The following is a 21,252-nucleotide window of genomic DNA, read 5'->3' as shown; positions in this document are numbered from 1 at the left end:
ATGACACGTCACCCGGGCCATCCACCATCGTCAAGGAATCGGCGGATCACCCCGGAGTACGACGAAAGGTCCAGTTCCTGGGCGCCCACCCAGGCGTCGGAGTAGTAGGTGTCGGCGTAGCGTTCGCCGCCGTCGCAGATGAGCGTCACCACCGATCCGGTACGCCCGGACGCCAGCATCTCGGCGATGAGCCGGAACGCGCCCCACAGGTTGGTGCCGGTCGAGCCGCCGACCCGCCGGCCCAGGACGGCCGAGCCGGCACGCATCGCGGCCAGGGACGCGGCATCCGGGACGTGGATCATCCGATCCACCACCGAGGGCAGGAAGGACGCCTCCACCCGGGGACGGCCGATCCCCTCGATACGGGAGCCGCGGCCGGTCACGACGCTCCAGTCACCGGCGAGATAAGCCTGCCAGAACGCCGATCCCTCGGGGTCGACAACGCAGACCTTGGTGTCGAGGCGGCGGTAGCGGGCGTACCGGCCGATGGTGGCGCTGGTCCCGCCGGTGCCGGCGCCGACCACGATCCAGGCCGGGACCGGGTGGCGTTCGCGCTCCAGCTGGTTGTAGATCGACTCGGCGATGTTGTTGTTGCCGCGCCAGTCGGTGGCCCGCTCGGCGTACGTGAACTGGTCCATGAAGTGCCCGCCCAGCTCGGCCGCGAGCCGGCGCGCCTCGGCGACCACCTGGGTCGGATCGTTCACCAGGTGACATCGGCCGCCCTGGAACTCGATCAGCGAGATCTTCTCCGGCGAGGTGGCGGCCGGCATCACGGCGATGAACGGCAGGCCGAGCATTCGCGCGAAATAGGCCTCGCTCACCGCGGTCGATCCGGACGACGCTTCCACGATGGTCGTGCTCGGCCCGATCCAGCCATTGCAGAGCGCATACAGGAAAAGCGATCGTGCCAGGCGATGCTTCAGTGAACCGGTGGGGTGCGACGACTCGTCCTTGAGGTACAGGTCGATGCCCCAGGCGGCGGGAAGCGGGAAGGGGAGCAGGTGGGTGTCGGCGGACCGGTTGGCGTCGGCCTCGACCTGGCCGATGGCCTCACGTGCCCAGTCGCGGTTGACCCGCTCGCAGCGCCCGAAGTCGGTGATCTCCATCAGCCGAGGCCCGGCTGGGGGCGGTTCTCCCACTTGGTGGAGAGGGCGATCGCGGTCCGGGTCGATGCGACGCCCGGGGTCCGGTTGATCCGCACGATCAGCTGCTCCAGTTCGGCAATCGTGCCGACCCGCACGGTGAGCTGGTAGGACTCCACGCCGGCCATGAAATAGCAGCTCTCCACCTCGGGCATGGCGCGGACCGCGGCGAGGACGTCGTCGGTGTCGGCGCCGGAGTCCTCGATGATGCCGATCAGCGCGGTCACACCGAGCCCGATCGCCTCGTGGTCGATGTCGGCCCGGTAACCGCGGATGGTCCCGGCGGTCTCGAGCTTACCGACTCGCTCGTGCACGGCGGGGGCGGAGAGGCCGACCTTGCGGGCGAGTTCGGCGTACGACGAGCGGGCGTTCTCTCGTAGCAGGTCGATCAGCCGGAGGTCGATGGAGTCCATGGGAGAAACCCTAATCGGGTGGCGCTCCGGCCTTCACGCCCGGTAGCGGCGAATGGACGGCAGGATAATGACCACTGTCGCAATCGGGGCTTTTTCCGCATTTCACGGACTTGGTTCAGGGGCGGTGCTCTAATGACTTTACGTCCCGATCGAGCACGCCGACACTCACCGTGACCACCGGCCGCTCCAGATAACCGAAAACCGAGGAGGGGGTTGTGGACACTGGAGATCGTCTGCTGACACCGGGCGAGGTGGCCGCGCTGTTCCGCGTCGACCCCAAAACGGTCACGCGCTGGGCCGCCGCCGGACGGATCGGCAGTATCCGTACTCCGGGTGGACACCGCCGATTCCGTGAATCCGAAGTGCGTGCGCTCCTCGAAGGCGATGGTGTGATCGAGGAGATGCGCGAGGACGACGCCGCCAACAAGCCCCGCAACAACGGCCCGAGCCATCCCGGGCCCGGCTACGGCCCGCCCAACGGGCTGCGCTAGGCGCGTCCCTCACCCAGATCGCCGGTCCATCTGCGGAAGAGCGTGTGGGGTACGCCCATCACGTCGAGCACTTTTCCGGCCACGAAATCGATCAGTTGCTGTGCTGTCGCGCCGGCCCCGGAGCCGTAGAAGCCGGGGCTGGCCGGCAGCACCACCGCCCCGGCGTCGTGCAGGGCGATCAGATGCTCCAGATGACTGCGGGTGACCGGAGTCTCCCGGGGCACGATCACCGTACGGCGCCGTTCTTTCAGATTCACCTCGGCCGCTCGCTGGAGCAGGTCCTTGGAGAGCCCGATGGCGATACCCGCGCAGGCCGCGGTGCTCGCCGGCACCACGGCCATCCCACGGGCCGGGTAGGAGCCGCTGCTCGGGCCGGCGGCCAGGTCCCCGGCCGGCCAGTAGGCCAGATCGCCGAGGTCCCGGCCCAGCCAGGCGGCCACGTCGTCCTTCCAGTGCGCGTCCCGGACCGTCGCGCCGGTCTCGTCCAGCAGGGTCAGCCGGGCGGCCCGGGAGACCACCAGGTCGACGGATTCGCCGGCGTCCAGCAGGGCGGTGAGCACCGCCTTGGCGTACGGGGTGCCGGAGGCGCCGGAGACGCCGACGATCAAGGGTTCGCGCATGTCACCAGTGTGCTACTCGCCCTTGTACAGGTACTCCTCCGGGACCATCTGAGCGACCGGGACCCAGGTCGAGTAGTCGCCCGGGGTGGACACCTCCAGCGAGTCGAGGATCTTCCGCGCCTCGGCCTTCGAGATCGGGCCGGTGATGATCACCTCGTGACCGTCGCCGACCTTCCGGTATCCGACGCAGCCACAGTTGGGGGCACCGGCCGGGTCCTGCCCTTGCAGCACGATCTGGATGCTGCCCTTGGTCCCGTTGATGGCCTCGTACTTCTGCACCGGCTCACGCATCGCCGAGACCGGAAGGAAGTGGACCGCCGAGAACTCGTCGCTCTCCTGGCTGACCGCCCGCAACCGGAACCCATCGGGCAGATAGCCGACCTTGAAGGCGACCAGGACCGGCTGCTCCGAGGCGAGGCCGAAGCCCTCGGCCACCTCTCTCACCTGCGCGCGTGTCGCGCCCGGAGGTTGCGGCGTGAGCACCGCGAAGGCGTTGTCGGCGTACTCCCAGACAAGGGTTTCGGCGGGGAACCCGGCCGCGGAGACCGTGAATGCCGGCCGGCCCTTGATCGGGTCCACGTCGGCGGCCCGCTTCAGGCCCAGCCGGGTCAGCGGGTCGATGCCGGGTTCGTAGACCAGCAGTGACATCGTCGGCGACATGCCCTTTTTCGGGACGGCCCCGGTGCTGGTGTAGCCGGGGCCGAAGTTCGCCGGGTCACCGACCCGGAACGAGGCCGTCCGATAGCCGCGGAACCGGGCGGCGGACGGGATCAGGTATTCCGGGGCCGGCGCCGGGGCGACCGACGCGGCCGGCTGCGGCGGGTTCGGCGCCGGACCCCGGGTGACGATCTGCGGAACCCCGATCGCGGTGGCCACCGCCACCACGGCCGCGAGCGCCCACCCGGAGTTCCGCTGCCGGACCCGCCGCCGGCCCGCCGCGACCACGTGGTCGACGTCGTAGCGCGGTGGTGGCGCATCCACCTTGGCCTCCTGCAACAGCTCAGACAGTGGTCTCATGAACTGCCTCCCATTCGGTGCCGAGAATGCGGCGGAGCGCGTCGAGACCACGCGCGGTGTAGACCTTGACGGTGCCCTCCGGGCACTTCAGCGCCTCCGCGGTCTGCTGCACGCTGAGGCCCTCCAGGAAGCGCAGCGCCAGCACGGCGCGCTGCCGGGCGGGCAGGCTGCCGAGCGCCTTGCGCATCCGCAGGCGCTCGTCGACGGCCCGGGTGGCGTCGTCGGGGACGGGGGCGTCCGGCATGGCGTGGCTGCGGGACTGTTCGCGCCGCCACCACGGGCGGCGGGTCTCGTCGATGGCCGCCCGCACCACGGCGGTTCGGGCGTACGCGTCCGGGTTGTCCACCCGGTTCCATTTCGCGTACAACTTGGCCAGGGCGGACAGCACCGCGTCCTCGGCCACCTGCCAGTCACCGCAGGTGAGGTACGCGAGCCCCCGTAACGACTCCATCCGCGCGCCGACGAACTCGCGGAAGTCGGCCTCTCTATCGCTCACGCGGATAAGACGGACGCCACCGGCCGATGGGTTACAGCACGTACAGATCGATCAGGGCGAAGAGGAACAGGGCGATGGCGATGAACCCGTTCGCCGTGAAGAACGCCCGGTTGACCTTGGAGAGATCGTTCTCGGTCACCACGACGTGCTGGTAGACCAGGCCGGCGCCGGTGAGCAGCAGGCCGGCCCACCAGGCCCAGCTGAAACCGGCGAGCTGGCCGAACCAGACGAACAGCGCGAAGCAGAGCAGGTGGGTGACCGTGGAGATGTGTAGGGCGGTCCGCACACCGAACCGGGCCGGAGTGGAGTGCACCCCGATCCGCCGGTCCACCTCGACGTCCTGGCAGGCGTAGATGATGTCGAAGCCGCCGATCCAGAGGCCGACCGCGACACCGAGCACCCAGGCCGGCCACGAGCCGCTGAACGTACCGGTGATCGCCAGCCAGGCGCCGACCGGGGCGACCGCCTGGGCCAGCGCCAGCACGTAGTGCGGGAAGTTCGTGAAACGCTTGGCGTACGGGTAGATCACCAGCGGGACGACCGCGAGCGGGGAGAGGACCAGGCAGAGCGGGTTCAGCAGGCCGGCCGCGACGACCAGGACGACCAGCGAGATCAGGGCGCCGGTCCAGGCCGTCCGCAGGCTCACGGCTCCGGTGACCAGTTCGCGATTCTGCGTACGCGGATTGAGGGCGTCGATCTTGCGGTCCAGGATGCGGTTGGCCGCCATGGCGAAGGTCCGCCCGGACACCATCGCGATCGTGACCAGCACCAGGTCGAGCCAGTGCTCGCCGACCGAGTCGTTCGAGGACTCGATGGCCACCAGCGACGACAGGTAGGCGAACGGCAGCGCGAAGATCGAGTGCTCGATCATGACCAGGCGCAGGAATGCCTTGATCTTGCCGGGCTTCTCCTCCAGCGACGTCACAGCCCGTATTCCTTCCACCGCTTGTCGACCAGGCTGACCACCTCGGGCGCCATCGTCATCTCCTCCGGCCAGCCGCGGGTGTAGCCCTCGGTCGGCAGCTTACGGGTGGCGTCGACACCCGCCTTGCCGCCCCAGAACTGCTGGTAGGAGGAGTGGTCCAGGTGGTCCACCGGGCCCTCGGTGAGCATCAGGTCGCGGGCGTAGTCGACGTTGCCGAAGGCGCGGAAGGCGACCTCGTGGTAGTCGTGCACGTCGACGTCCTCGTCGACCACCACGATCAGCTTGACCAGCGACAGCAGGTGGGCGCCCCAGATCGCGCTCATCACCTTCTGCGCGTGCTTCGGGTAGCGCTTGCGGATGGAGACGATCAGGCAGTTGTGGAAGACGCCGGAGGCCGGCATGTCGTAGTCGACGATGTCCGGAATCAGGATCTTGGCGAGCGGCAGGAAGATCCGCTCGGTGGCCTTGCCCAGGCCGTGGTCCTCCTGCGGCGGCTTGGACGTGATGATCGAGTGGTAGATCGGCTTCTTCCGCATGGTCATCGTCTCGATGTGCAGCACCGGGAACGGCTCGACCGGGGTGTAGTAGCCGGTGTGGTCGCCGAACGGGCCCTCCGGGTGGCGCTCGCCGGGCTCCAGGTAGCCCTCCAGCACGATCTGCGCCTCGGCCGGCACCTGCAACGGGACGGACACGCAGTCGACCATCTCGATCCGCTCGCCCTGAAGGAAACCAGCGAACAGGTACTCGTCGATGTCGGCCGGCAGGGGGGCGCTCGCGGCGTACGTCACCACGGGGTCGCAACCGATCGCGACCGCGACCGGAAGTCGCTGGCCGAGCCGCTCCGCCACCGCGTGATGCGCGGTCGAGTCCTTGTGGATCTGCCAGTGCATGCCGAGCGTGTTCTTCGAATGCTGCTGGAGCCGGTAGAGGCCGAGGTTGCGCTTGCCGGTCTCCGGGTGCTTGGTGTGGGTCAGCCCGAAGTTGTGGAAGATGCCGCCGTCACCGGGCCACACCTGGAGGCCGGGCAGCCGGTTCAGGTCGACCTCGTCGCCCCGGAGCACGACCTCCTGGCAGGGGGCGGTCTTCACCTTCTTCGGCGGCATCGACTTGAGCTGGAGCACCTTGCCGATGCCCTCGCGGATGCCGGACCAGCCGACCGGCAGCTCCGGCTTGGCGATCGCGCCGATCCGCTCGCCGACCTCGTCGAGCCGGTCGACGCCGAGGGCCATCGCCATCCGCTTCTCGGTGCCGAACAGGTTGATCACCAACGGCATGTCGCCCCGCGTGGGCCGCTCGAAGAGGATCGCCGGACCGCCGGCCCGGACCGTGCGGGTCACGATCTCGCTGATCTCCAGGGTCGGATCCACCGGCACGGTGACCCGCCGCAGCTCACCAGCCTCCTCCAGGGCGGCGATGAAGCTCTGCAGATCGGCATAGGGGAATCCACGCGGCGCCATGGTCCCCAGTCTGGCACCCGGGTCCGTCACTGGAGATCCGGGACTCCCGTTGGAGACTTTCGTGAGGCTCCGGAACGTGACCCGATGGTGTGCGCTGACCGGTGTGGCCGCGGCTCTCGCGGTCGCCGCCCCGGCGATCTCGTCGGCCGACAGACGACTGCCCGTGTGTGCGCCGGGCCGGGCGCCCACCCGTCCACCGACCGGTCCGGCGGACGTGGCCAGCCCGCGGGCGTGCCGGGCCGGGGCGCCGCTGACCGAGTCGGACAAGGTTCCGCCGGCCGCGTTCACCCCGAGCGGCTACCACCATCTCGGTGCGGGCACGAGCGGCGAGTGGGGTGGGGTGTCCGGGCGCTTCTCCGTGGTGGACGGTTCGGTGCGGCCCCGCACGTACGACTTCGTGGTGGGCCGGTTCATGGCGAAGCGGGACCTCGGTGGGGGCCGGATCTCCTGGCTGGAGGCGGGCTGGGCGGAGACCGGCTGGGCCTCCCCCGGCCGCCAGCAGGTCTACACGTTCAACACGAACACCAACCGCTGGCAGTTCTACGACCAGTACCCGGTTCGGGCCGGCGACCAGATCTGGCTGGACCTGAACAGCGACCAGAACGGTCTGTGGCGGGCCTGGCTGTGGTGGGACGACCGGTGGAACCTGCTCACCGAGCAGCAGCTGCCGATCGGCCCGTCCGCCTACATCGAGCAGTACATCGAGGTGCACGTCGACGCGTCCCGCCAGACCAAGATCGACGTGCCCAAGGTGACCATCGACAACGTGCAGCTGCGCCCGGCCGGTGGTGGGCCGGCCCGCTACTGGCGCGACGACGTCGCGACCGTGACCGGGACGACCACCCGCGGCGGGTTCTGCCTGGACTGGGTGACCCGCTACGACACGTGGACCGCGGGGGACTGTGACGCCTAGGCGTACGAGTGCAGGCCCTCGAAGAACAGGTTCACGCCGAACAGGTTCATCAGCATCGTCACGAAGCCGAGGACGGCGATCCAGGTGGCGGTGGTCCGCTTGACGCTCGGGGTGGCCCGGGCGTGCAGGTAGGCGGCGTAGACGATCCAGGAGATGAAGGCCCACACCTCCTTGGGGTCCCAGCCCCAGTAGCGGCCCCAGGACGCCTCGGCCCACAGCGGCCCGGCGATCAGCGCGCCGAACGTGAACAGCGGGAAGGCGAAGGCGTGCAGGCGGAAGGTGAGCCGCTCCAGCGTGCCCGCGTCGCCGACCCGCTTGCCCAGCGTGTACGGGAAGCCGCGCTTACCGGTGTCCCACCCGTTCTTGATCAGGAACATGGCGGCCGGGACCACGCCGACCAGGAAGATGCCGGACGAGATGATGATCGTCGAGACGTGGAAGACGTACCAGTACGAGTTCAGCGCCGGGACCAGCGGCCCGACCGGGGTGTAGGCGACCAGCGCGGCCGCGCCCAGCAGCACCACCAGGGTGAGGCTGGCGAACAGTCCCAGGTGCCGGACGGCCGGCTTGCGCAGCAGCACACCGGTCCAGACCGCGGAGCCGATGAGCGCGGTGGAGAGGATGTACTCGTACATGTTTCCCCAGGGCATCCGCTCGGCGGCGATGCCCCGGGTGGCCGTGGTGGCCAGGTGCAGGGCCAGGGCGATCAGGTTGAGCGCCACCCCGATCCGGCCGACGAGCTCACCCCGGTCGCGTTCCGGCGCCTTCCCGAGATCGGGAACCGGAGCGCCGGCCCCCACGAGAGCGGCCCGGCCGATGTGGCTGCGCCTGCCGAACGCGTACTCCCCGGCGTAGCAGACCATGGCGGCCAGGTAGGCCAGCACGGTCAGCGCCATCAGTTGATTGGACAACTCCGCCATCAGGGCGTCCCTTCCTTGATGTGCCGGGCGAGCGCCGCGAACTCATCGCCGAAACCTGGGTAGTCGGTACGCGGGAGGCCACCGGCTTCGATCGCGCTGCCGTTCTCGGCGGGCACCACCCGGAACCAAACCCTACGACGGTGCGTGAACAGCGACAGCATCAACCCGGCCAGCCCGAGAACCGCCCCGATCAGCATGAGGAACTGGGTCGGATCGTGCCGGATCGAGATCGTGGCGAACCGGCGGATCCCGGCGAACTCCAGCGTGCTGCCGTCGTCGAGGGTCCACTTCTCGCCGGGCCGCAGCACGTACGGCCGCTCGCCGCTGATCTTCTTGAGGTCGCCGTCGGCGATCTGCTCACGGTTCAGCGCATAGACCGAGCTCGGCTTGCCGACGTCCAGCCCCAGGTCACCGCGGTAGGCCGCGATGTAGAGCACCGGGTTGTCCGCCGCCGGGAACTTCGAGGTCGCGGTGCCGTCGGTGCCGCCGGTCGGCAGGAAGACGCCCTCGAAGCCCATCTGGAGCTTCGGGTCCCGCGCACCGGTGGCCGGATCGAGGTTGACGTCCGGGAACTGGACGACCCCCTCGCTGGTCATGTTGAGGTCGCCGGGCAGGAACGGGACGACCTTGGTCTGCGAGACGCCGTACCGGTCGGTGTAGCGCAGCACCGGCGCGTACCCCTGGCCGATCAGGTTGATGTTGGCGCCGTCGAGCCGCAGCGGGTCGTTGACGGTGAACCGGTCCGGGCGGTAATCGCCGCCGTTCTCGCTCACCTCGACCGTGGCCTCGAACGACTTCGGCACCCCGCTGGACTGGAAGGTGGATTCGAAATCGGTCATCCGCACACAGAAGTCGGGCAGGTCCGAGGCGTCCACCCGGGGGCCCAGCACCGACTCGTCGAACTGCGTGACAGCGCTGCAGAAACCCTGGTCGGCGCCCTCCACCAGGAGGCGGTTCGCGTGCCAGCCGTACCAGTGCCCGAACCCGACGCCGACCAGCACCGCCAGCATGGCGAAGTGGAAGAGCAGGTTGCCGGTCTCCTTGAGATAGCCCTTCTCGGCCGCGACGGTCCAGCCGTCGGGCGTCTCCCGCAGCCGGGTCCGCCAGCGCCGCCGGCGCAGCGTCTTCGCGATCTCCGCGGCCACGGCCGCGGGCTCCTCCGGGCGTTCCGCTGCGGGAGCATGCTGCGGCAGGCGGTCCAACCGCTTCGGAGCATCCGGGGGTACGGTCCTGAGCGCCCGAATGTGATCGCGCAGCCGGGGCAGCACGCACCCGATGAGCGACGTGAAGAGCAGCAGGTAGATAGCCGCGAACCAGGGTGACGCATAGACGTCGAAGGCGAAGAGCCGGTCGATCGCCGGAGCCAGCTTCGGATGGGCGGTGAAGTACTCGGCGACGTTCTCCCGGCTCACCGAGCGCTGCGGGAAGATCGAGCCCGGCACCGCGGCCACGGCCAGCAGGAAGAGCAGGATCAACGCCGTACGCATGCTGGTGAGCTGGCGCCAGGAGTTGCGCAGCAGCGCCAACAGCGGGTTGCCCCGGCGCGGCGGCGGCGCGCCGGCGGTGGCGGGACGGTCCTCGACCACGGTCACAGCAGCGTCCCCTCACCGAGGTTGACGCTGGTCATCAGCCAGGTGAGGAAGTACTCCCACTGGCCGGAGACGAGCGCCACCCCGACCAGGATCAGCAGCACCCCGCCGACCCGGGTGACCCATCGGCTGTTGCGGCGGATCGCCTTGAACACGCCGAGCAGCCGGCGGAAGAAGAGCCCGAACAGGATGAACGGGATGCCCAGCCCGAGGCTGAACGTGATCGCCAGGAGCACCGCGCGGTCGGCCTGCCCGGTCGTGGTGGCCAGCACCATCACGCCGCCCAGGGTCGGGCCGACGCACGGGATCCAGGAGAGCGCGAAGATCGCGCCGAAGACCGGGGCGCCCAACAGCCCGGCGGCCGGCAGCCGGTTGATCCGGGCCTCCCGCTGGAAGCCCGGGATCACGCCGAGATAGCCCAGGCCCAGCACGATGACGAGGATCCCGAGGACGAGGTTGAGCGTGTCCCGATGGGTGATCATCGTGAAGCTGGCGGTGGTGGCCAGCGTGCCGAGCGTGAAGACGATCGAGAAGCCGAGCACGAACAGCCCGGTCCCGGCGAGGATCCGGCCCTTCGTCCGGCCGGTGGGCGCCTCCAGATCGGAACCGGCCAGCCCGGTGACGTACGAGAGGTAGCCTGGGAGCAGCGGCAACACGCACGGCGAGAGGATGCTCACCAGGCCTGCGATGAGCGCCGCGCCGATCGCGAGCAGCAGCGGCCCGTCCATGACCGCACCCTTGAACGCCTCACCCATCAGCCGGCCGCCTCCGCCGCGATCTTCTCCACCAGCGGCTGCAACTCACCGTTGGTGGTCGAGCGCCGGATGGCCGCCGCGATCCGGCCCTGCCGGTCCAGGATCAGGGTGCTCGGCACCGCGCTCTGGGTCACGTCGAACTTGAGCCCGACCCGGCCCTCGAAGTCGTACACACTGCCGTAGGTGACCTTGTAGCCGCGCTCGAACGCCTTCGCCGAGTCCCGGTCGTCGCGGGTGTTGACGCCGAGGAAGGCGACGTTCTTGTCCTTGGTCGCCTGGTAGGTCTTCTCCAGGTCGTCCGCCTCGGCCCGGCACGGCGCGCACCAGGAACCCCAGAAGTTGACCACGACCACCTTGCCGCGGTCCGCCTCCAGGTCGTAGGCGGCGCCGTCCAAGAGCTCCCCGGTCACGCCGGAGACCAGCGGCCGCTCCGCCGCGGCGCACTCCACCACCATGTTCGTGGTGGTGCATTTCGTCGCCCAGTTCCCCTCGCCGCCGCAGCCGCTCAGGGCTCCGGCGGCGGTGACCGCGGTGAGGGCGGCGACGGCGAGGCGGCGCACGGTCAGGCTCCCTTGGCGGTCTTGGCCGTCGCGGACATGGCGACCAGGTGTGCGGCGGGCTCCGAGTAGTCGATGCCGACCACCTTCGACCCCTCGAACCGGAACGACGTCAGGCTGGCCAGACCGCACTCCCGGCGCCTCGGATCGTGCCAGAGGCGCTTGCCCTCGACGTACCGCCGGAGCGTCCAGATGGGCAGCTGGTGCGAGACGCAGACCGCCTCGTGACCCTCGGCCGCGACCCGGGCCGCCTGGACCGCCGCGAACATCCGCTGCGCGATCACCAGGTACGCCTCGCCCCAGGACGGGGTGATCGGGTCACGCAGCACCCACCAGTGCCGCGGGTTGCTGAACGCGCCGTCGCCGACCGAGACCTTCTTGCCCTCGAAGTAGTTCGCGCTCTCGATCAGCCGCACGTCAGCGGCGATGTCCAGTTTGAACTCGGCGGCGAACGGGGCCGCGGTCTCCTGCGCACGCTCCAGCGGGCTGGCCACCACGTGCGTGATGTCCCGGCCGGACAGCACCTCGGTGGCCGCCTTCGCCATCTGGTGGCCCAGCTCGGAGAGGTGGAAGTCGGGCAGGCGCCCGTACAGGATCTTGGTGGGGTTGTAGACCTCGCCGTGCCGCAGCACGTGGACCGTGGTCTTCGTCGGCTCGGTCAAGGTCAGGCTCCCGCTGCCGCTCGGGCCGCGTGCGGTGCCGCCGCGGCGATCGTTTCCAGTGCCAGATCGTCGATCGCCGTCGACACGAACCACGACTCGAAGGCGCTCGGCGGCAGGTAGACGCCACGGGCCAGCATGGTGTGGAAGAACGCCTTGAACGCGGCCGCGTCCTGGGTCTTCGCGGAGTCGTAGTCGACGACATCGGCGTCGGTGAAGAAGATCGAGAACATGTTTCCGGCGTACGAGAGCCGGTGCGCGACACCCGCGGCGCTGAGCGCGTCCGAGCAGAGCGAGCCGATGGTGCCGGCCAGCTCGTCCAGGCGCTTGTAGACGGCCGCGTCGGCGAGCCGCAGCGAGGTCAGCCCGGCGGCGCAGGCCAGCGGGTTCCCGGAGAGGGTGCCGGCCTGGTAGACCGGGCCGGCCGGGGCGAGCCGGGACATGATCTCCCGGCGGCCGCCGAACGCCGCGGCGGGCAGGCCGCCACCCATCACCTTGCCGAAGGTGAACAGGTCGGCGTCGACCGGGTGCAGTCCGGCCCAGCCGCCGGCGGAGACCCGGAAACCGGTCATCACCTCGTCGATGATGAGCAGTGCGCCGTGCCGGTGGGCGATCTCGGCGAGCTTGCCGTTGAAGTCGTCGCGCGGGGTGACCACGCCCATGTTGCCCGGGGCCGCCTCGGTGATGATCGCGGCGATCTCGGCGCCCTCGGACGCGAACACCGCCTCGACGGCGGCGACGTCGTTGTACGGCAGCACGATCGTCTCGCTGGCCGCCGCACCGGTGACACCGGGCGAGTCGGGCAGGCCGAGGGTGGCCACGCCGGAGCCGGCCGCGGCCAGCAGCGCGTCCACGTGGCCGTGGTAGCAGCCGGCGAACTTCACGATCTTCGACCGGCCGGTGTATCCACGGGCCAGCCGGATCGCGGTCATGGTCGCCTCGGTGCCCGAGTTGACCAGCCGCACCTCGTCGATCGGGGTCCGGCGGACGATCTCCTCGGCCAGGTCCACCTCGCCGGCGGTGGGCGTACCGAAACTGGTGCCCAGTGCCGCGGCGCGCCGCACCGCCTCGATGATCTCGGGGTGTGCGTGCCCGTGGATGAGCGGGCCCCAGGAGCAGACCAGGTCGACGTAGCGGCGCCCGTCCACGTCGGTGAGCCACGGGCCGCTGCCCGAGGCCATGAACCGGGGCGTCCCGCCGACCGCGCGGAACGCACGCACAGGTGAATTCACCCCGCCGGGCACGATGGCCTGGGCGCGGTCGAACAGGGCCTGGGAGACCGGGGCATCCTCCGGGTACGGAAGATCCGCGGCGGGATATGTCGTGGTCACAGCGGTCCCCATTCTGTCAGCGGCATGGAACGAGTATTGCGAGAGGGTTGTTCACATCACCGGATGATGTCCTTCGAGCGCACGGTCTGACAGCGCCAGACGGGCCGGTACACCCCGAAGAGGATAGGCTGAGCCGCGTGGAGCGTCCCGAGCTGTCCATCACGGTTCAGCGCACCCCGGACGAGGTCGTCATTCAGCTCGCCGGGGAAATCGACGTGCTCACGGTCACTGAGCTGGCCGCCGTCGTCAACGAGATCCTGGCCGAGCCGCCGGCTCGGATGGTGCTGGACATGGCCGGCGTGACGTTCTGTGACTCCCAGGGTCTCGGCACGCTGGTGGTGCTCAGCCGCAAGGCGCAGCACACGCAGGTGGTGCTCGCGCTGGCGAATGTCGGCGACTTCCTGATGCGTGTGCTCGACATCACCGGGCTCCGATCCGCCCTGATGATCAGCAGCAGCACCTGACCGGCGACCGGAGCCCTGTGGATAACGCTGTGGACAACCTCTAGCGGAAGTCGCCGCTGACGTTCTCGGCCACGTTCGCCCCGGTGGTCGCGGTCGCGGCGTAGGAGTCCCCGTTCGCGTCCCGCCCGCCGGTGGCATGGGTGTAGCGCGCGTAGAACGTGTAGGTCCCCGGTTCCAGGGTGTCGCCCGAGGACAGCACGAAGCGGTAGACCACCGTCCCGGACTCCTCGGTGACGGTGCTGGTCACGCTCGCGCCGGGCACCTGCTGGCTGCCACCGCGGGCGGCGAACCCGTCGGTCTTCGCGATCCGGATCGTCACCTCGAATGCGGTGAGCCGCTCGGCGGTCGTCACCGTGACGACGCTGCTGGCCTGGGAGTCGCCGTCCGGGGCGACCGAGCCGTCCGCCGACAGCGTGCTCTTCGCCGGGGGCACGCTCCCGGCGGTGGCCGACGGGCTCGGCGACCGGCCGGGCTGCCGGGACTTCGGGGTCCGGCCGGGGACGGAGCTCGGGTTGGTGGTCGGGCCGATCGCGCTGGAGGAGGCCACACCGCTCGGGGTGGGCGCGGCCGTGACCGTCACCGAGGGGGTGGGCCCGGGAACCGGGTCGCCGTCGCCGGCGACCGCCCACTGCGCGAAGCCTCCGCCGCCGAGCACCGCGGCGACCGCCACGGCCGCTCCGGCGATCTTCACCCGGGGGCGTCCCGCGACCCGGTTGTGCATGGCGGTCCGGGTGATCCGGTCGAGCATCGCCTCACGGTCCGGCCGGTGCGCCGACGCCTCGGCGCGCAGTGCCGCGCGCAGCTCAGGTTCGATGAGCGTCATCGCGCCGCCTCCCAACCGTCGATTCGGGCCAGGGCGACATCGGCACCCTTCGGTTCCTTCGGCCGTGGCCGCCGGGCAGAGGCGCCCGGCGGCCACGACGATCACTTGAAGGTGATGTCGGACTCGTCGTAGATGCAGTTGACGCCGTCCGCGCCGGTGCCGATCTTGGTCGGCTCCTTGCCGGAGCTGTTGCCGGTGAACTTGACGCAGATGTCCAGGCTCTTCTTGCCGACCACGGTGACCTTGGAGATCGTGGCGGTGTCGCCGAAGTTGGTGTTGATGCCGACCAGGCTGCCGGCCGGGGCGGTGGCGACCACGTTCTGCACCACGACGGCGCGCTTGTGCTGCGTCGAGCAGTTGCCGCACGACCGGTACAGCTTGCCGAAGTCCTCGACCTGGAAGTTCTTGATGGTCAGCGTGCCGCCGCCGTTGTGCTGGAAGACCTTGTCGTCCGCGCCCTTGGCGCCGCCACCGTCCACGGTGTAGGTGGCCGAAGTGCCGCCCTTGAAGGTGGCCGCGTCCTCACCGACGTTCTCCCACCACACGTTGATCAGCGTGCAGGAGCCGGAGCAGTGGATGCCGTCGGCGGCCGGAGCGCCGAGGATGACGTTCTTCAGCACCGCACCGTCGGCCAGCTTGAAGATCGGGTCCTGCGACTCGTCCTGGGAGTCGCTGCCCAGGTCGCCGCTGCCGAAGTAGCGGACGTTGCCGCCGTCGAGCGTGCCGGACACGGCGATGGTCGCGGTGACCGCCTTCTCGCCGGTCGCCGACGGCCACGCGGTGCTCGTGCTGGTGGCGGTCGGGGTGGCGGTGGGCGTCGCGGTGGCGGTCTTGGTGGCCGTCGCGCTCGCGGTCGGCGAAGCGGTCGCCGTCCTGGTCGCGGTCGGGGTCGCCGTGGCCGTCGTGGTCGCGGTCGGCGAGGCGGACGCGGTGGCCGAGGAGGTCGCGCCGGCGCCGAGGGCGGCCACCGAGACGTCGTCGAACTCGGCCGAGGCGTAGCTGGTGACCAGGCCGATCCGGCCGGCGCCGGCGAGCGGACCGGTGCCGGAGGCGACCTTGGCGCCGTCCAGGTAACCGGTGACGGTGCTGCCGGAGACGTCCACCTTGAGGGTGTGCCACGCGGCCGGGTCGCTCACCGCGGCCGAGCCGAGGCTGGTGATCGTGCTGCCCTTGACCGCCTGGAGCTCGGCCCGGCCGGCCGAGGTCAGGGCGAGCCGGTACATGGTGGAGGAGCCGCTGGCCCGGGCCGCGACACCGGCCAGGCCCCGGCTCAGGTCGAGCCCCTTGACCTTGGCCTCGACCGAGTAGTTGGTCCAGGAGGTCTCACCGGCGAAGACCCGGGCGAGCTCGCTGTCGGCCTTGGCCTGCTTGTAGACCTTGGAACCGTCGGAGACCACGGACCAGGTGCCGCCGGACTTGGACCAGTTGCCCGCGCCGCTCTCGAAGTCGTCGCTGAACAGGGTGCCGGCCGAGGCGGACGGGACGAGGACGGCGACCAGCGCGGTGACGGCACCGGCCGCACCGGCCGCGCCGAGGCCCAGGACCAGACGACGGCGACGCCGGCTCGGGGTCGCGCTAGGCATTGCGTGCCGCATGTTGCTCCTACTCGGGGGGAGAGATGATCAAAGTGATCACGCCCCGGTAGTGGCGCGGCTGCCCAGCAAGGTTGTCTGTAGTGACCCAGGTCACATCCAGCCGGGGTTCAGTCCCCCCAGCGGGCCTTTTCCAGCAGGTCGAGCGCTTCGGCGGCGGCCTTCTCACCACCGGCGCGCAGCACCCGGGCGGCCTCGTCGACCGTCCCGGTCAGGCGGTGCCACTGCGCCTCCCGCTCCTTCGACGCCTCGGCCTGCGCCTTGAGCTGCTGGTTCTTCACCCACAGCTCGACGAAGATGGAGACCTTGGCGCGGAGCACCCACGGGTCGAACGGCTTGGTGAGGTAGTCGACGGCACCCACGGCGTAGCCCCGGAGGGCGAGCTGGGCGTCCCGGTCGGCCGCGGTGAGGAACAGGATCGGCACGTGCCGGGTCCGCTCACGGCGCTTGATGTGGCTGGCCGTCTCGAACCCGTCCATGTTCGGCATGTGCGCGTCCAGCAGGATCACCGCGAAATCGTCGGTGAGCAGCTGTTTGAGCGCGGCCTCCCCGCTCTCCACGGCCACCGCCGTGACAGGCAGGCCCTGGAGGATCGCCTCCAGAGCCAGCAGGTTGTCCCGCCGGTCATCGACCAGCAGCGCCTTGGCGCGCTCACCCACGCTTGATCACCTCACCCAGGGTCGTGCCTTCAGCCGTGGTCCGGCTCGGTCGTGCCGTGGTTTACCCAGCGGGCCATCAGCTCGATGAGCTCGTCCAGGTCCACCGGTTTGGTGATGTAGTCACTCGCCCCGGCGGCGATGGCCGACTCCCGGTCCCCGGGCATCGCCTTCGCTGTCAGGAAGACTACCGGTAGGTCCCGGAAACGCTGATTGCGCCGGATTCCCCGGGTCGTCTCGTAACCGTCCTGATCCGGCATCATGGCGTCCATCAGCACGATGTCCACCTCTGGATGCTCGGCCAGGATCCGTACGCCGTCCACCCCGTTGTCCGAATAGAGGACATGCAGTCCCTGCATCTCCAGGGCGCTGGTCAGCGCGAAGACGTTGCGCACGTCGTCGTCGATGATCAGTACGGTGACACCCTCCAGCTTCCGGCCGGCCGGGGTCATCACGGGCTTCTCCTCGACCCGCGGCGGCATCTCCATCAGCGGCATGTCCAGCGACGCGGCCGGGCGCACCGAGATCGCCTTGGCCGGCACCGACGGCAGCGCCGGCATCGGGATCACGTCCGGCACCAGCGCCTCTGGCATGTAGAGGGTGAACGTCGATCCCGCACCCGGCTCCGAGGACACCGTGATGGTGCCGCCGAGCAGCGCCGCGAACTCCCGGCTGATCGACAGGCCCAGGCCGGTGCCGCCGTACTTGCGGGTGGTGGTGCCGTCGGCCTGCTGGAACGGCTCGAAGATGATCGCCAGCTTCTCGTCCGAGATGCCGATGCCGGTGTCGGACACCGCGAACGCGACCACCTGCCGGGCCGCGTGCAGCGACGCCGGCGCCTCGACGTCGGAGTCGAGCACGGCCGAGAAGATGCTCAACGTGACCGAGCCGTTGTCGGTGAACTTGACCGCGTTCGACAGCAGGTTGCGCAGGATCTGCTGGAGCCGCTGCGGGTCGGTGACGATCGAGTCGGGCAGCTCGGGCGCCACCGCCACCCGGAACTCCAGGCCCTTCTCCTCCGCCTGCGGAGAGAACGCCTGCTCGACATAGCTGCGCATGCCGTCGAAGTCGACCACGTCCGGTTCCACGTCCATCCGGCCGGCCTCGATCTTCGACAGGTCCAGGATGTCGTCGATCAGCGACAGCAGGTCGGAGCCGGCGCTGTGGATGGTCTTGGCGAACTCGATCTGCTTACCGGACAGGTTCTGCTCGGTGTTGTCGGCCAGCAGCCGGGCCAGCAGCAGCAGCGAGTTCAGCGGGGTCCGCAGCTCGTGACTCATGTTGGCCAGGAACTCGGACTTGTACGTGTTCGCCCGCGACAGCTGCTGCGCCTTCTCCTCCAGGCCGAGCCGGGCCAGCTCGATCTCCCGGTTCTTCAGCTCGATGTTCGCCTTCTGCTCACTGAGCAGCTTCGCCTTGTCCTCCAGTTCGGCGTTGGTGCGCTGGAGCTCGGCCGACTGGTCCTGCATCTCCCGGGCCAGCCGCTGCGACTGGGCGAGCAGCTCCTCCGTACGCCGGTTGGCCTGAATGGTGTTGAGGGCGACCCCGATCGTGGCGACCAGCCGCTCCAGGAACGTCAGATGCAGCCCGTTGAAGGCCGCCACCGACGCGAACTCGATCACGCCGAGCATCTCGCCCTCGAACAGGACCGGCAGCACCACCAGGTCGCTCGGCGGCATGGCGAGCAGGCCGGAGCGCATGGTGAGTATGCCGTCGTGGGTGGCCCGCACCCGGATCGTCCGGCGCGACACCGCGGCCTGGCCGACCAGCCCCTCACCCGGGCCGAAGATCACCTCGTGGTCGCGAGCGACGTAGCCGTACGCCGCGGCCAGCCGCAGCCGGGTCGTCGCCTCCTCGTTGTCGACCAGGAAGAACGCGCCGAGCTGCGCGTCGACCAGCGGCGTCACCTCGGTCATGATCATGCGACAGACCTCGCCGACGTCCCGCTGGCCCTGGAGCAGGCCACCGATCCGGGCCAGGTTCGAGTCGAGCCAGCCCTGCTCCGCGTTCGTCTTCGTGGTGTCGCGGAGCGTCACGATCATCTGGTTGATGTTGTCCTTGAGCTCGGCCACCTCGCCCTGTGCCTCGACCGCGACGCTCTGGGTCAGGTCACCGCGGGTCACGGCGGTGGACACCTCGGCGATGGCGCGCAGCTGGATGGTGAGGGTGGAGGCGAGCTGGTTCACGTTGTCGGTGAGGTCCCGCCACGTACCGGAGACGCCCTTGACCTGGGCCTGTCCGCCGAGCTTGCCCTCCGAACCCACCTCGCGGGCCACCCGGGTCACCTCGTCGGCGAACGACGACAGCTGATCCACCATCGTGTTCACGGTGTTCTTCAGTTCGAGGATCTCGCCGCGCGCGTCGACCGTGATCTTCTGGCCCAGGTCACCGTTGGCGACCGCGGTGGAGACCTGGGCGATGTTGCGGACCTGGCTGGTCAGGTTGGACGCCATGTAGTTGACGTTGTCGGTGAGGTCGCGCCACGTGCCGGCCACGCCGCGCACCTGCGCCTGACCGCCGAGCTTGCCCTCCGAACCCACCTCACGGGCCACCCGCGTGACCTCGTCGGCGAAGGAGGAGAGCTGGTCGACCATGGTGTTCACGGTGTTCTTCAGCTCCAGGATCTCGCCCTGCGCGTCGACCGTGATCTTCTGCGACAGGTCACCCTTGGCGACGGCCGTGGTGACCGACGCGATGTTCCGCACCTGGCTCGTCAGGTTCGACGCCATCGAGTTGACGTTGTCGGTCAGGTCCCGCCACGTGCCGGCCACGCCGCGCACCTGCGCCTGACCGCCGAGCTTGCCCTCCGAACCCACCTCACGGGCCACCCGCGTGACCTCGTCGGCGAACGACGACAACTGGTCCACCATCGTGTTCACGGTGGACTTGAGCTCCAGGATCTCGCCGCGCGCGTCGACGGTGATCTTCTGCGACAGGTCACCCTTGGCGACGGCCGTGGTGACCGACGCGATGTTCCGCACCTGGCTCGTCAGGTTCGACGCCATGTAGTTGACGTTGTCGGTGAGGTCGCGCCACGTACCGGAAATGCCTTTGACCTGGGCCTGTCCGCCGAGCTTGCCCTCCGAGCCGACCTCGCGGGCGACACGCGTGACCTCGTCGGCGAAGGAGGAGAGCTGGTCGACCATGGTGTTCACGGTGTTCTTCAGCTCGAGGATCTCGCCGCGCGCGTCGACCGTGATCTTCTGCGACAGGTCACCCTTGGCGACGGCCGTGGAGACCTGGGAGATGTTGCGGACCTGGGCGGTGAGGTTGGCGGCCAGCTGGTTCACGTTCTCGGTGAGGTCGCGCCAGGTGCCGGAGACGCCGCGGACCTGGGCCTGACCGCCGAGCCGGCCCTCGGTGCCCACCTCGCGGGCCACCCGGGTCACCTCGTCGGCGAACGACGACAGCTGGTCCACCATCGTGTTCACAGTGTCCTTGAGCTCCAGGATCTCGCCCTGCGCGGCCACCGTGATCTTCTGCGACAGGTCGCCCTTGGCCACCGCCGTGGAGACCTGGGCGATGTTGCGGACCTGGCTGGTCAGGTTGGAGGCCATCGAGTTCACCGAGTCGGTGAGGTCCTTCCAGGTGCCCGCCACGTTCGGCACGTCGGCCTGGCCGCCCAGCTTGCCCTCGGTGCCCACCTCGCGGGCCACCCTCGTCACCTGCTCGGCGAAGAGCCGCAGCGTGTCGGTCAGCCCGTTCATGGTGTCGGACAGCTCGGCCACCTCGCCGCGGGCCGACACGGTGATCTTCTGCGACAGGTCGCCGCGGGCCACCGCGGTCGCCACCTGGGAGATCGACCGCACCTGGTGGGTCAGGTTGGACGCCATGGTGTTCACCGAGTCGGTGAGGTCCTTCCAGGTGCCGGCCACGCCCCGGACGTCGGCCTGACCGCCCAGCTCACCCTCGGTGCCCACCTCGCGGGCCACCCGGGTCACCTCGTCGGCGAACGACGACAGCTGGTCCACCATCGTGTTCACCGTCCGGCCGATCCGCAGGAACTCGCCCCGCAGCGGCCGCCCGTCCATCTCCAGGGCCATGTGCTGGGACAGGTCGCCCTCGGCCACCGCCACGATGACCCGGGAGATCTCGGTGGTCGGCCGGGCCAGGTCGTCGATCAGCGAGTTCACCGAGCGGACGCTGTCCGCCCAGGAGCCGTCCAGGCCCTCCTCGTCGAGACGCTCGGTGAGCCGGCCGTCGCGCCCGACGATCCGGCTTATCCGGCGCAGATCCAGGTTCTGCCGCTCCTGGAGGGAGACCACCTCGTTGAAGGCCTCCGCCACCGCCCCGGCCATGCCGCCGCGCCGGGGCAGCCGCACCTTGAGATCGCCACGTCGCACACGGCGCAGCGCATCGGCGAGCTCACCGAGTAGAACGGTCTCGTCGGGCACGCCGACGCTGGCCTCTTTCGCCGCAGTCATGCTGTCCT

General features: G+C 69.7%; 20 protein-coding genes. 3 read left to right on the top strand and 17 right to left on the bottom strand.

Annotated elements, in window-relative coordinates; translation table 11 throughout:
* Positions 1-8: 8 nt before the first annotated feature.
* Positions 9-1,106 (bottom strand): L-cysteine desulfhydrase Cds1, encoded by a 1,098-nt coding sequence (gene cds1, locus BJ964_RS11480; protein WP_188120659.1) that lies wholly within the window; start codon positions 1,104-1,106, stop codon positions 9-11.
* A complete protein-coding gene (locus tag BJ964_RS11475; protein ID WP_106329284.1) occupies positions 1,106-1,555 on the bottom strand; it encodes an Lrp/AsnC family transcriptional regulator in 450 nt (149 codons plus the stop codon). Before BJ964_RS11475 ends, cds1 begins: the two co-directional genes overlap by 1 nt.
* A 215-nt stretch (positions 1,556-1,770) precedes the next feature.
* On the opposite strand from BJ964_RS11475, the gene BJ964_RS11470 reads away from it, so the two are divergent.
* Complete coding sequence (locus tag BJ964_RS11470; RefSeq protein WP_183225950.1) at positions 1,771-2,046, top strand: BldC family transcriptional regulator; 276 nt, start codon at positions 1,771-1,773, stop codon at positions 2,044-2,046.
* Here the strand turns inward: BJ964_RS11470 and BJ964_RS11465 are convergent.
* Genes BJ964_RS11465 through BJ964_RS11445 form a run of 5 tightly spaced genes read right to left on the bottom strand, consistent with a single transcriptional unit; the run spans position 2,043 to position 6,561 of the window.
* On the bottom strand, positions 2,043-2,666 hold the full coding sequence (locus BJ964_RS11465) for a UbiX family flavin prenyltransferase (RefSeq protein WP_188120658.1): 624 nt from the start codon (positions 2,664-2,666) through the stop codon (positions 2,043-2,045). The genes BJ964_RS11470 and BJ964_RS11465 overlap by 4 nt on opposite strands.
* Positions 2,667-2,678: 12 nt before the next feature.
* On the bottom strand, positions 2,679-3,683 hold the full coding sequence (locus BJ964_RS11460) for a hypothetical protein (RefSeq protein WP_188120657.1): 1,005 nt from the start codon (positions 3,681-3,683) through the stop codon (positions 2,679-2,681).
* Positions 3,667-4,179 (bottom strand): SigE family RNA polymerase sigma factor, encoded by a 513-nt coding sequence (locus tag BJ964_RS11455; protein WP_188120656.1) that lies wholly within the window; start codon positions 4,177-4,179, stop codon positions 3,667-3,669. The genes BJ964_RS11460 and BJ964_RS11455 overlap by 17 nt, the downstream gene beginning before the upstream one ends.
* Before the next feature lie 31 nt (positions 4,180-4,210).
* Positions 4,211-5,113 carry a menaquinone biosynthesis prenyltransferase MqnP gene (gene mqnP, locus BJ964_RS11450; RefSeq protein WP_188126898.1) on the bottom strand — a complete coding sequence of 301 codons (903 nt, stop codon included), beginning with the start codon at positions 5,111-5,113 and terminating at the stop codon, positions 4,211-4,213.
* Entirely contained in the window at positions 5,101-6,561 is a 1,461-nt protein-coding gene (locus BJ964_RS11445; RefSeq protein ID WP_188120655.1) for a menaquinone biosynthesis decarboxylase, read from the bottom strand. The genes mqnP and BJ964_RS11445 overlap by 13 nt, the downstream gene beginning before the upstream one ends.
* 61 nt (positions 6,562-6,622) lie before the next feature.
* Between BJ964_RS11445 and BJ964_RS11440 the strand changes: the two genes are divergently transcribed.
* A complete protein-coding gene (locus BJ964_RS11440; protein WP_229806890.1) occupies positions 6,623-7,474 on the top strand; it encodes a hypothetical protein in 852 nt (283 codons plus the stop codon).
* Here the strand turns inward: BJ964_RS11440 and ccsB are convergent.
* From ccsB to hemL, 6 genes are read right to left on the bottom strand one after another with little or no spacing between them, the layout of a single operon-like run.
* Positions 7,471-8,394 carry a c-type cytochrome biogenesis protein CcsB gene (gene ccsB, locus BJ964_RS11435; RefSeq protein ID WP_188120654.1) on the bottom strand — a complete coding sequence of 308 codons (924 nt, stop codon included), beginning with the start codon at positions 8,392-8,394 and terminating at the stop codon, positions 7,471-7,473. The genes BJ964_RS11440 and ccsB overlap by 4 nt on opposite strands.
* A complete protein-coding gene (gene resB, locus BJ964_RS11430) occupies positions 8,394-9,986 on the bottom strand; it encodes a cytochrome c biogenesis protein ResB (RefSeq protein WP_188120653.1) in 1,593 nt (530 codons plus the stop codon). The genes ccsB and resB overlap by 1 nt, the downstream gene beginning before the upstream one ends.
* Positions 9,983-10,738, bottom strand: coding sequence for a cytochrome c biogenesis CcdA family protein (locus BJ964_RS11425; protein WP_188120652.1), 756 nt, complete (start codon positions 10,736-10,738; stop codon positions 9,983-9,985). Before BJ964_RS11425 ends, resB begins: the two co-directional genes overlap by 4 nt.
* Positions 10,738-11,304 (bottom strand): TlpA family protein disulfide reductase, encoded by a 567-nt coding sequence (locus tag BJ964_RS11420; RefSeq protein WP_223150120.1) that lies wholly within the window; start codon positions 11,302-11,304, stop codon positions 10,738-10,740. The genes BJ964_RS11425 and BJ964_RS11420 overlap by 1 nt, the downstream gene beginning before the upstream one ends.
* Positions 11,301-11,957, bottom strand: a complete 657-nt coding sequence (locus BJ964_RS11415) for a histidine phosphatase family protein (RefSeq protein WP_188120650.1) — start codon at positions 11,955-11,957, stop codon at positions 11,301-11,303. Before BJ964_RS11415 ends, BJ964_RS11420 begins: the two co-directional genes overlap by 4 nt.
* Positions 11,958-11,959: 2 nt before the next feature.
* Positions 11,960-13,297, bottom strand: a complete 1,338-nt coding sequence (gene hemL / locus BJ964_RS11410) for a glutamate-1-semialdehyde 2,1-aminomutase (RefSeq protein WP_188120649.1) — start codon at positions 13,295-13,297, stop codon at positions 11,960-11,962.
* Positions 13,298-13,422: 125 nt separating this feature from the next.
* Here hemL and BJ964_RS11405 point away from each other — a divergent pair, with 125 nt between their 5' ends.
* Complete coding sequence (locus BJ964_RS11405) at positions 13,423-13,749, top strand: STAS domain-containing protein (protein ID WP_188120648.1); 327 nt, start codon at positions 13,423-13,425, stop codon at positions 13,747-13,749.
* Positions 13,750-13,789: 40 nt separating this feature from the next.
* Here the strand turns inward: BJ964_RS11405 and BJ964_RS11400 are convergent, their stop codons facing one another.
* From BJ964_RS11400 to BJ964_RS11385, 4 genes are all read right to left on the bottom strand, one after another.
* A complete protein-coding gene (locus BJ964_RS11400; protein WP_188120647.1) occupies positions 13,790-14,572 on the bottom strand; it encodes a hypothetical protein in 783 nt (260 codons plus the stop codon).
* 101 nt (positions 14,573-14,673) lie between these two features.
* On the bottom strand, positions 14,674-16,155 hold the full coding sequence (locus tag BJ964_RS11395; protein WP_229806889.1) for a pectate lyase: 1,482 nt from the start codon (positions 16,153-16,155) through the stop codon (positions 14,674-14,676).
* 119 nt (positions 16,156-16,274) lie between these two features.
* Positions 16,275-16,823, bottom strand: a complete 549-nt coding sequence (locus BJ964_RS11390) for a response regulator (protein ID WP_188120645.1) — start codon at positions 16,821-16,823, stop codon at positions 16,275-16,277.
* Positions 16,824-16,852: 29 nt separating this feature from the next.
* On the bottom strand, positions 16,853-21,244 hold the full coding sequence (locus BJ964_RS11385) for a HAMP domain-containing protein (protein WP_188120644.1): 4,392 nt from the start codon (positions 21,242-21,244) through the stop codon (positions 16,853-16,855).
* Between the last annotated feature and the right edge of the window lie 8 nt (positions 21,245-21,252).

Source organism: Actinoplanes lobatus, from assembly GCF_014205215.1.
In the GTDB taxonomy this organism is placed as follows: Bacteria; Actinomycetota; Actinomycetes; order Mycobacteriales; family Micromonosporaceae; genus Actinoplanes; species Actinoplanes lobatus.
This window is presented reverse-complemented; position numbering and strand designations above follow the sequence as displayed.

Bases quoted from the DNA above. Each gene is read 5' to 3' on its own strand.
- cds1 (WP_188120659.1), bottom strand. From the start codon at position 1,106: ATGGAGATCACCGACTTCGGGCGCTGCGAGCGGGTCAACCGCGACTGG.
- BJ964_RS11475 (WP_106329284.1), bottom strand. From the start codon at position 1,555: ATGGACTCCATCGACCTCCGGCTGATCGACCTGCTACGAGAGAACGCC.
- BJ964_RS11465 (WP_188120658.1), bottom strand. From the start codon at position 2,666: ATGCGCGAACCCTTGATCGTCGGCGTCTCCGGCGCCTCCGGCACCCCG.
- BJ964_RS11460 (WP_188120657.1), bottom strand. From the start codon at position 3,683: ATGAGACCACTGTCTGAGCTGTTGCAGGAGGCCAAGGTGGATGCGCCA.
- BJ964_RS11445 (WP_188120655.1), bottom strand. From the start codon at position 6,561: ATGGCGCCGCGTGGATTCCCCTATGCCGATCTGCAGAGCTTCATCGCC.
- ccsB (WP_188120654.1), bottom strand. From the start codon at position 8,394: ATGGCGGAGTTGTCCAATCAACTGATGGCGCTGACCGTGCTGGCCTAC.
- BJ964_RS11425 (WP_188120652.1), bottom strand. From the start codon at position 10,738: ATGGGTGAGGCGTTCAAGGGTGCGGTCATGGACGGGCCGCTGCTGCTC.
- hemL (WP_188120649.1), bottom strand. From the start codon at position 13,297: ATGGGGACCGCTGTGACCACGACATATCCCGCCGCGGATCTTCCGTAC.
- BJ964_RS11400 (WP_188120647.1), bottom strand. From the start codon at position 14,572: ATGACGCTCATCGAACCTGAGCTGCGCGCGGCACTGCGCGCCGAGGCG.
- BJ964_RS11395 (WP_229806889.1), bottom strand. From the start codon at position 16,155: ATGCCTAGCGCGACCCCGAGCCGGCGTCGCCGTCGTCTGGTCCTGGGC.
- BJ964_RS11385 (WP_188120644.1), bottom strand. From the start codon at position 21,244: ATGACTGCGGCGAAAGAGGCCAGCGTCGGCGTGCCCGACGAGACCGTT.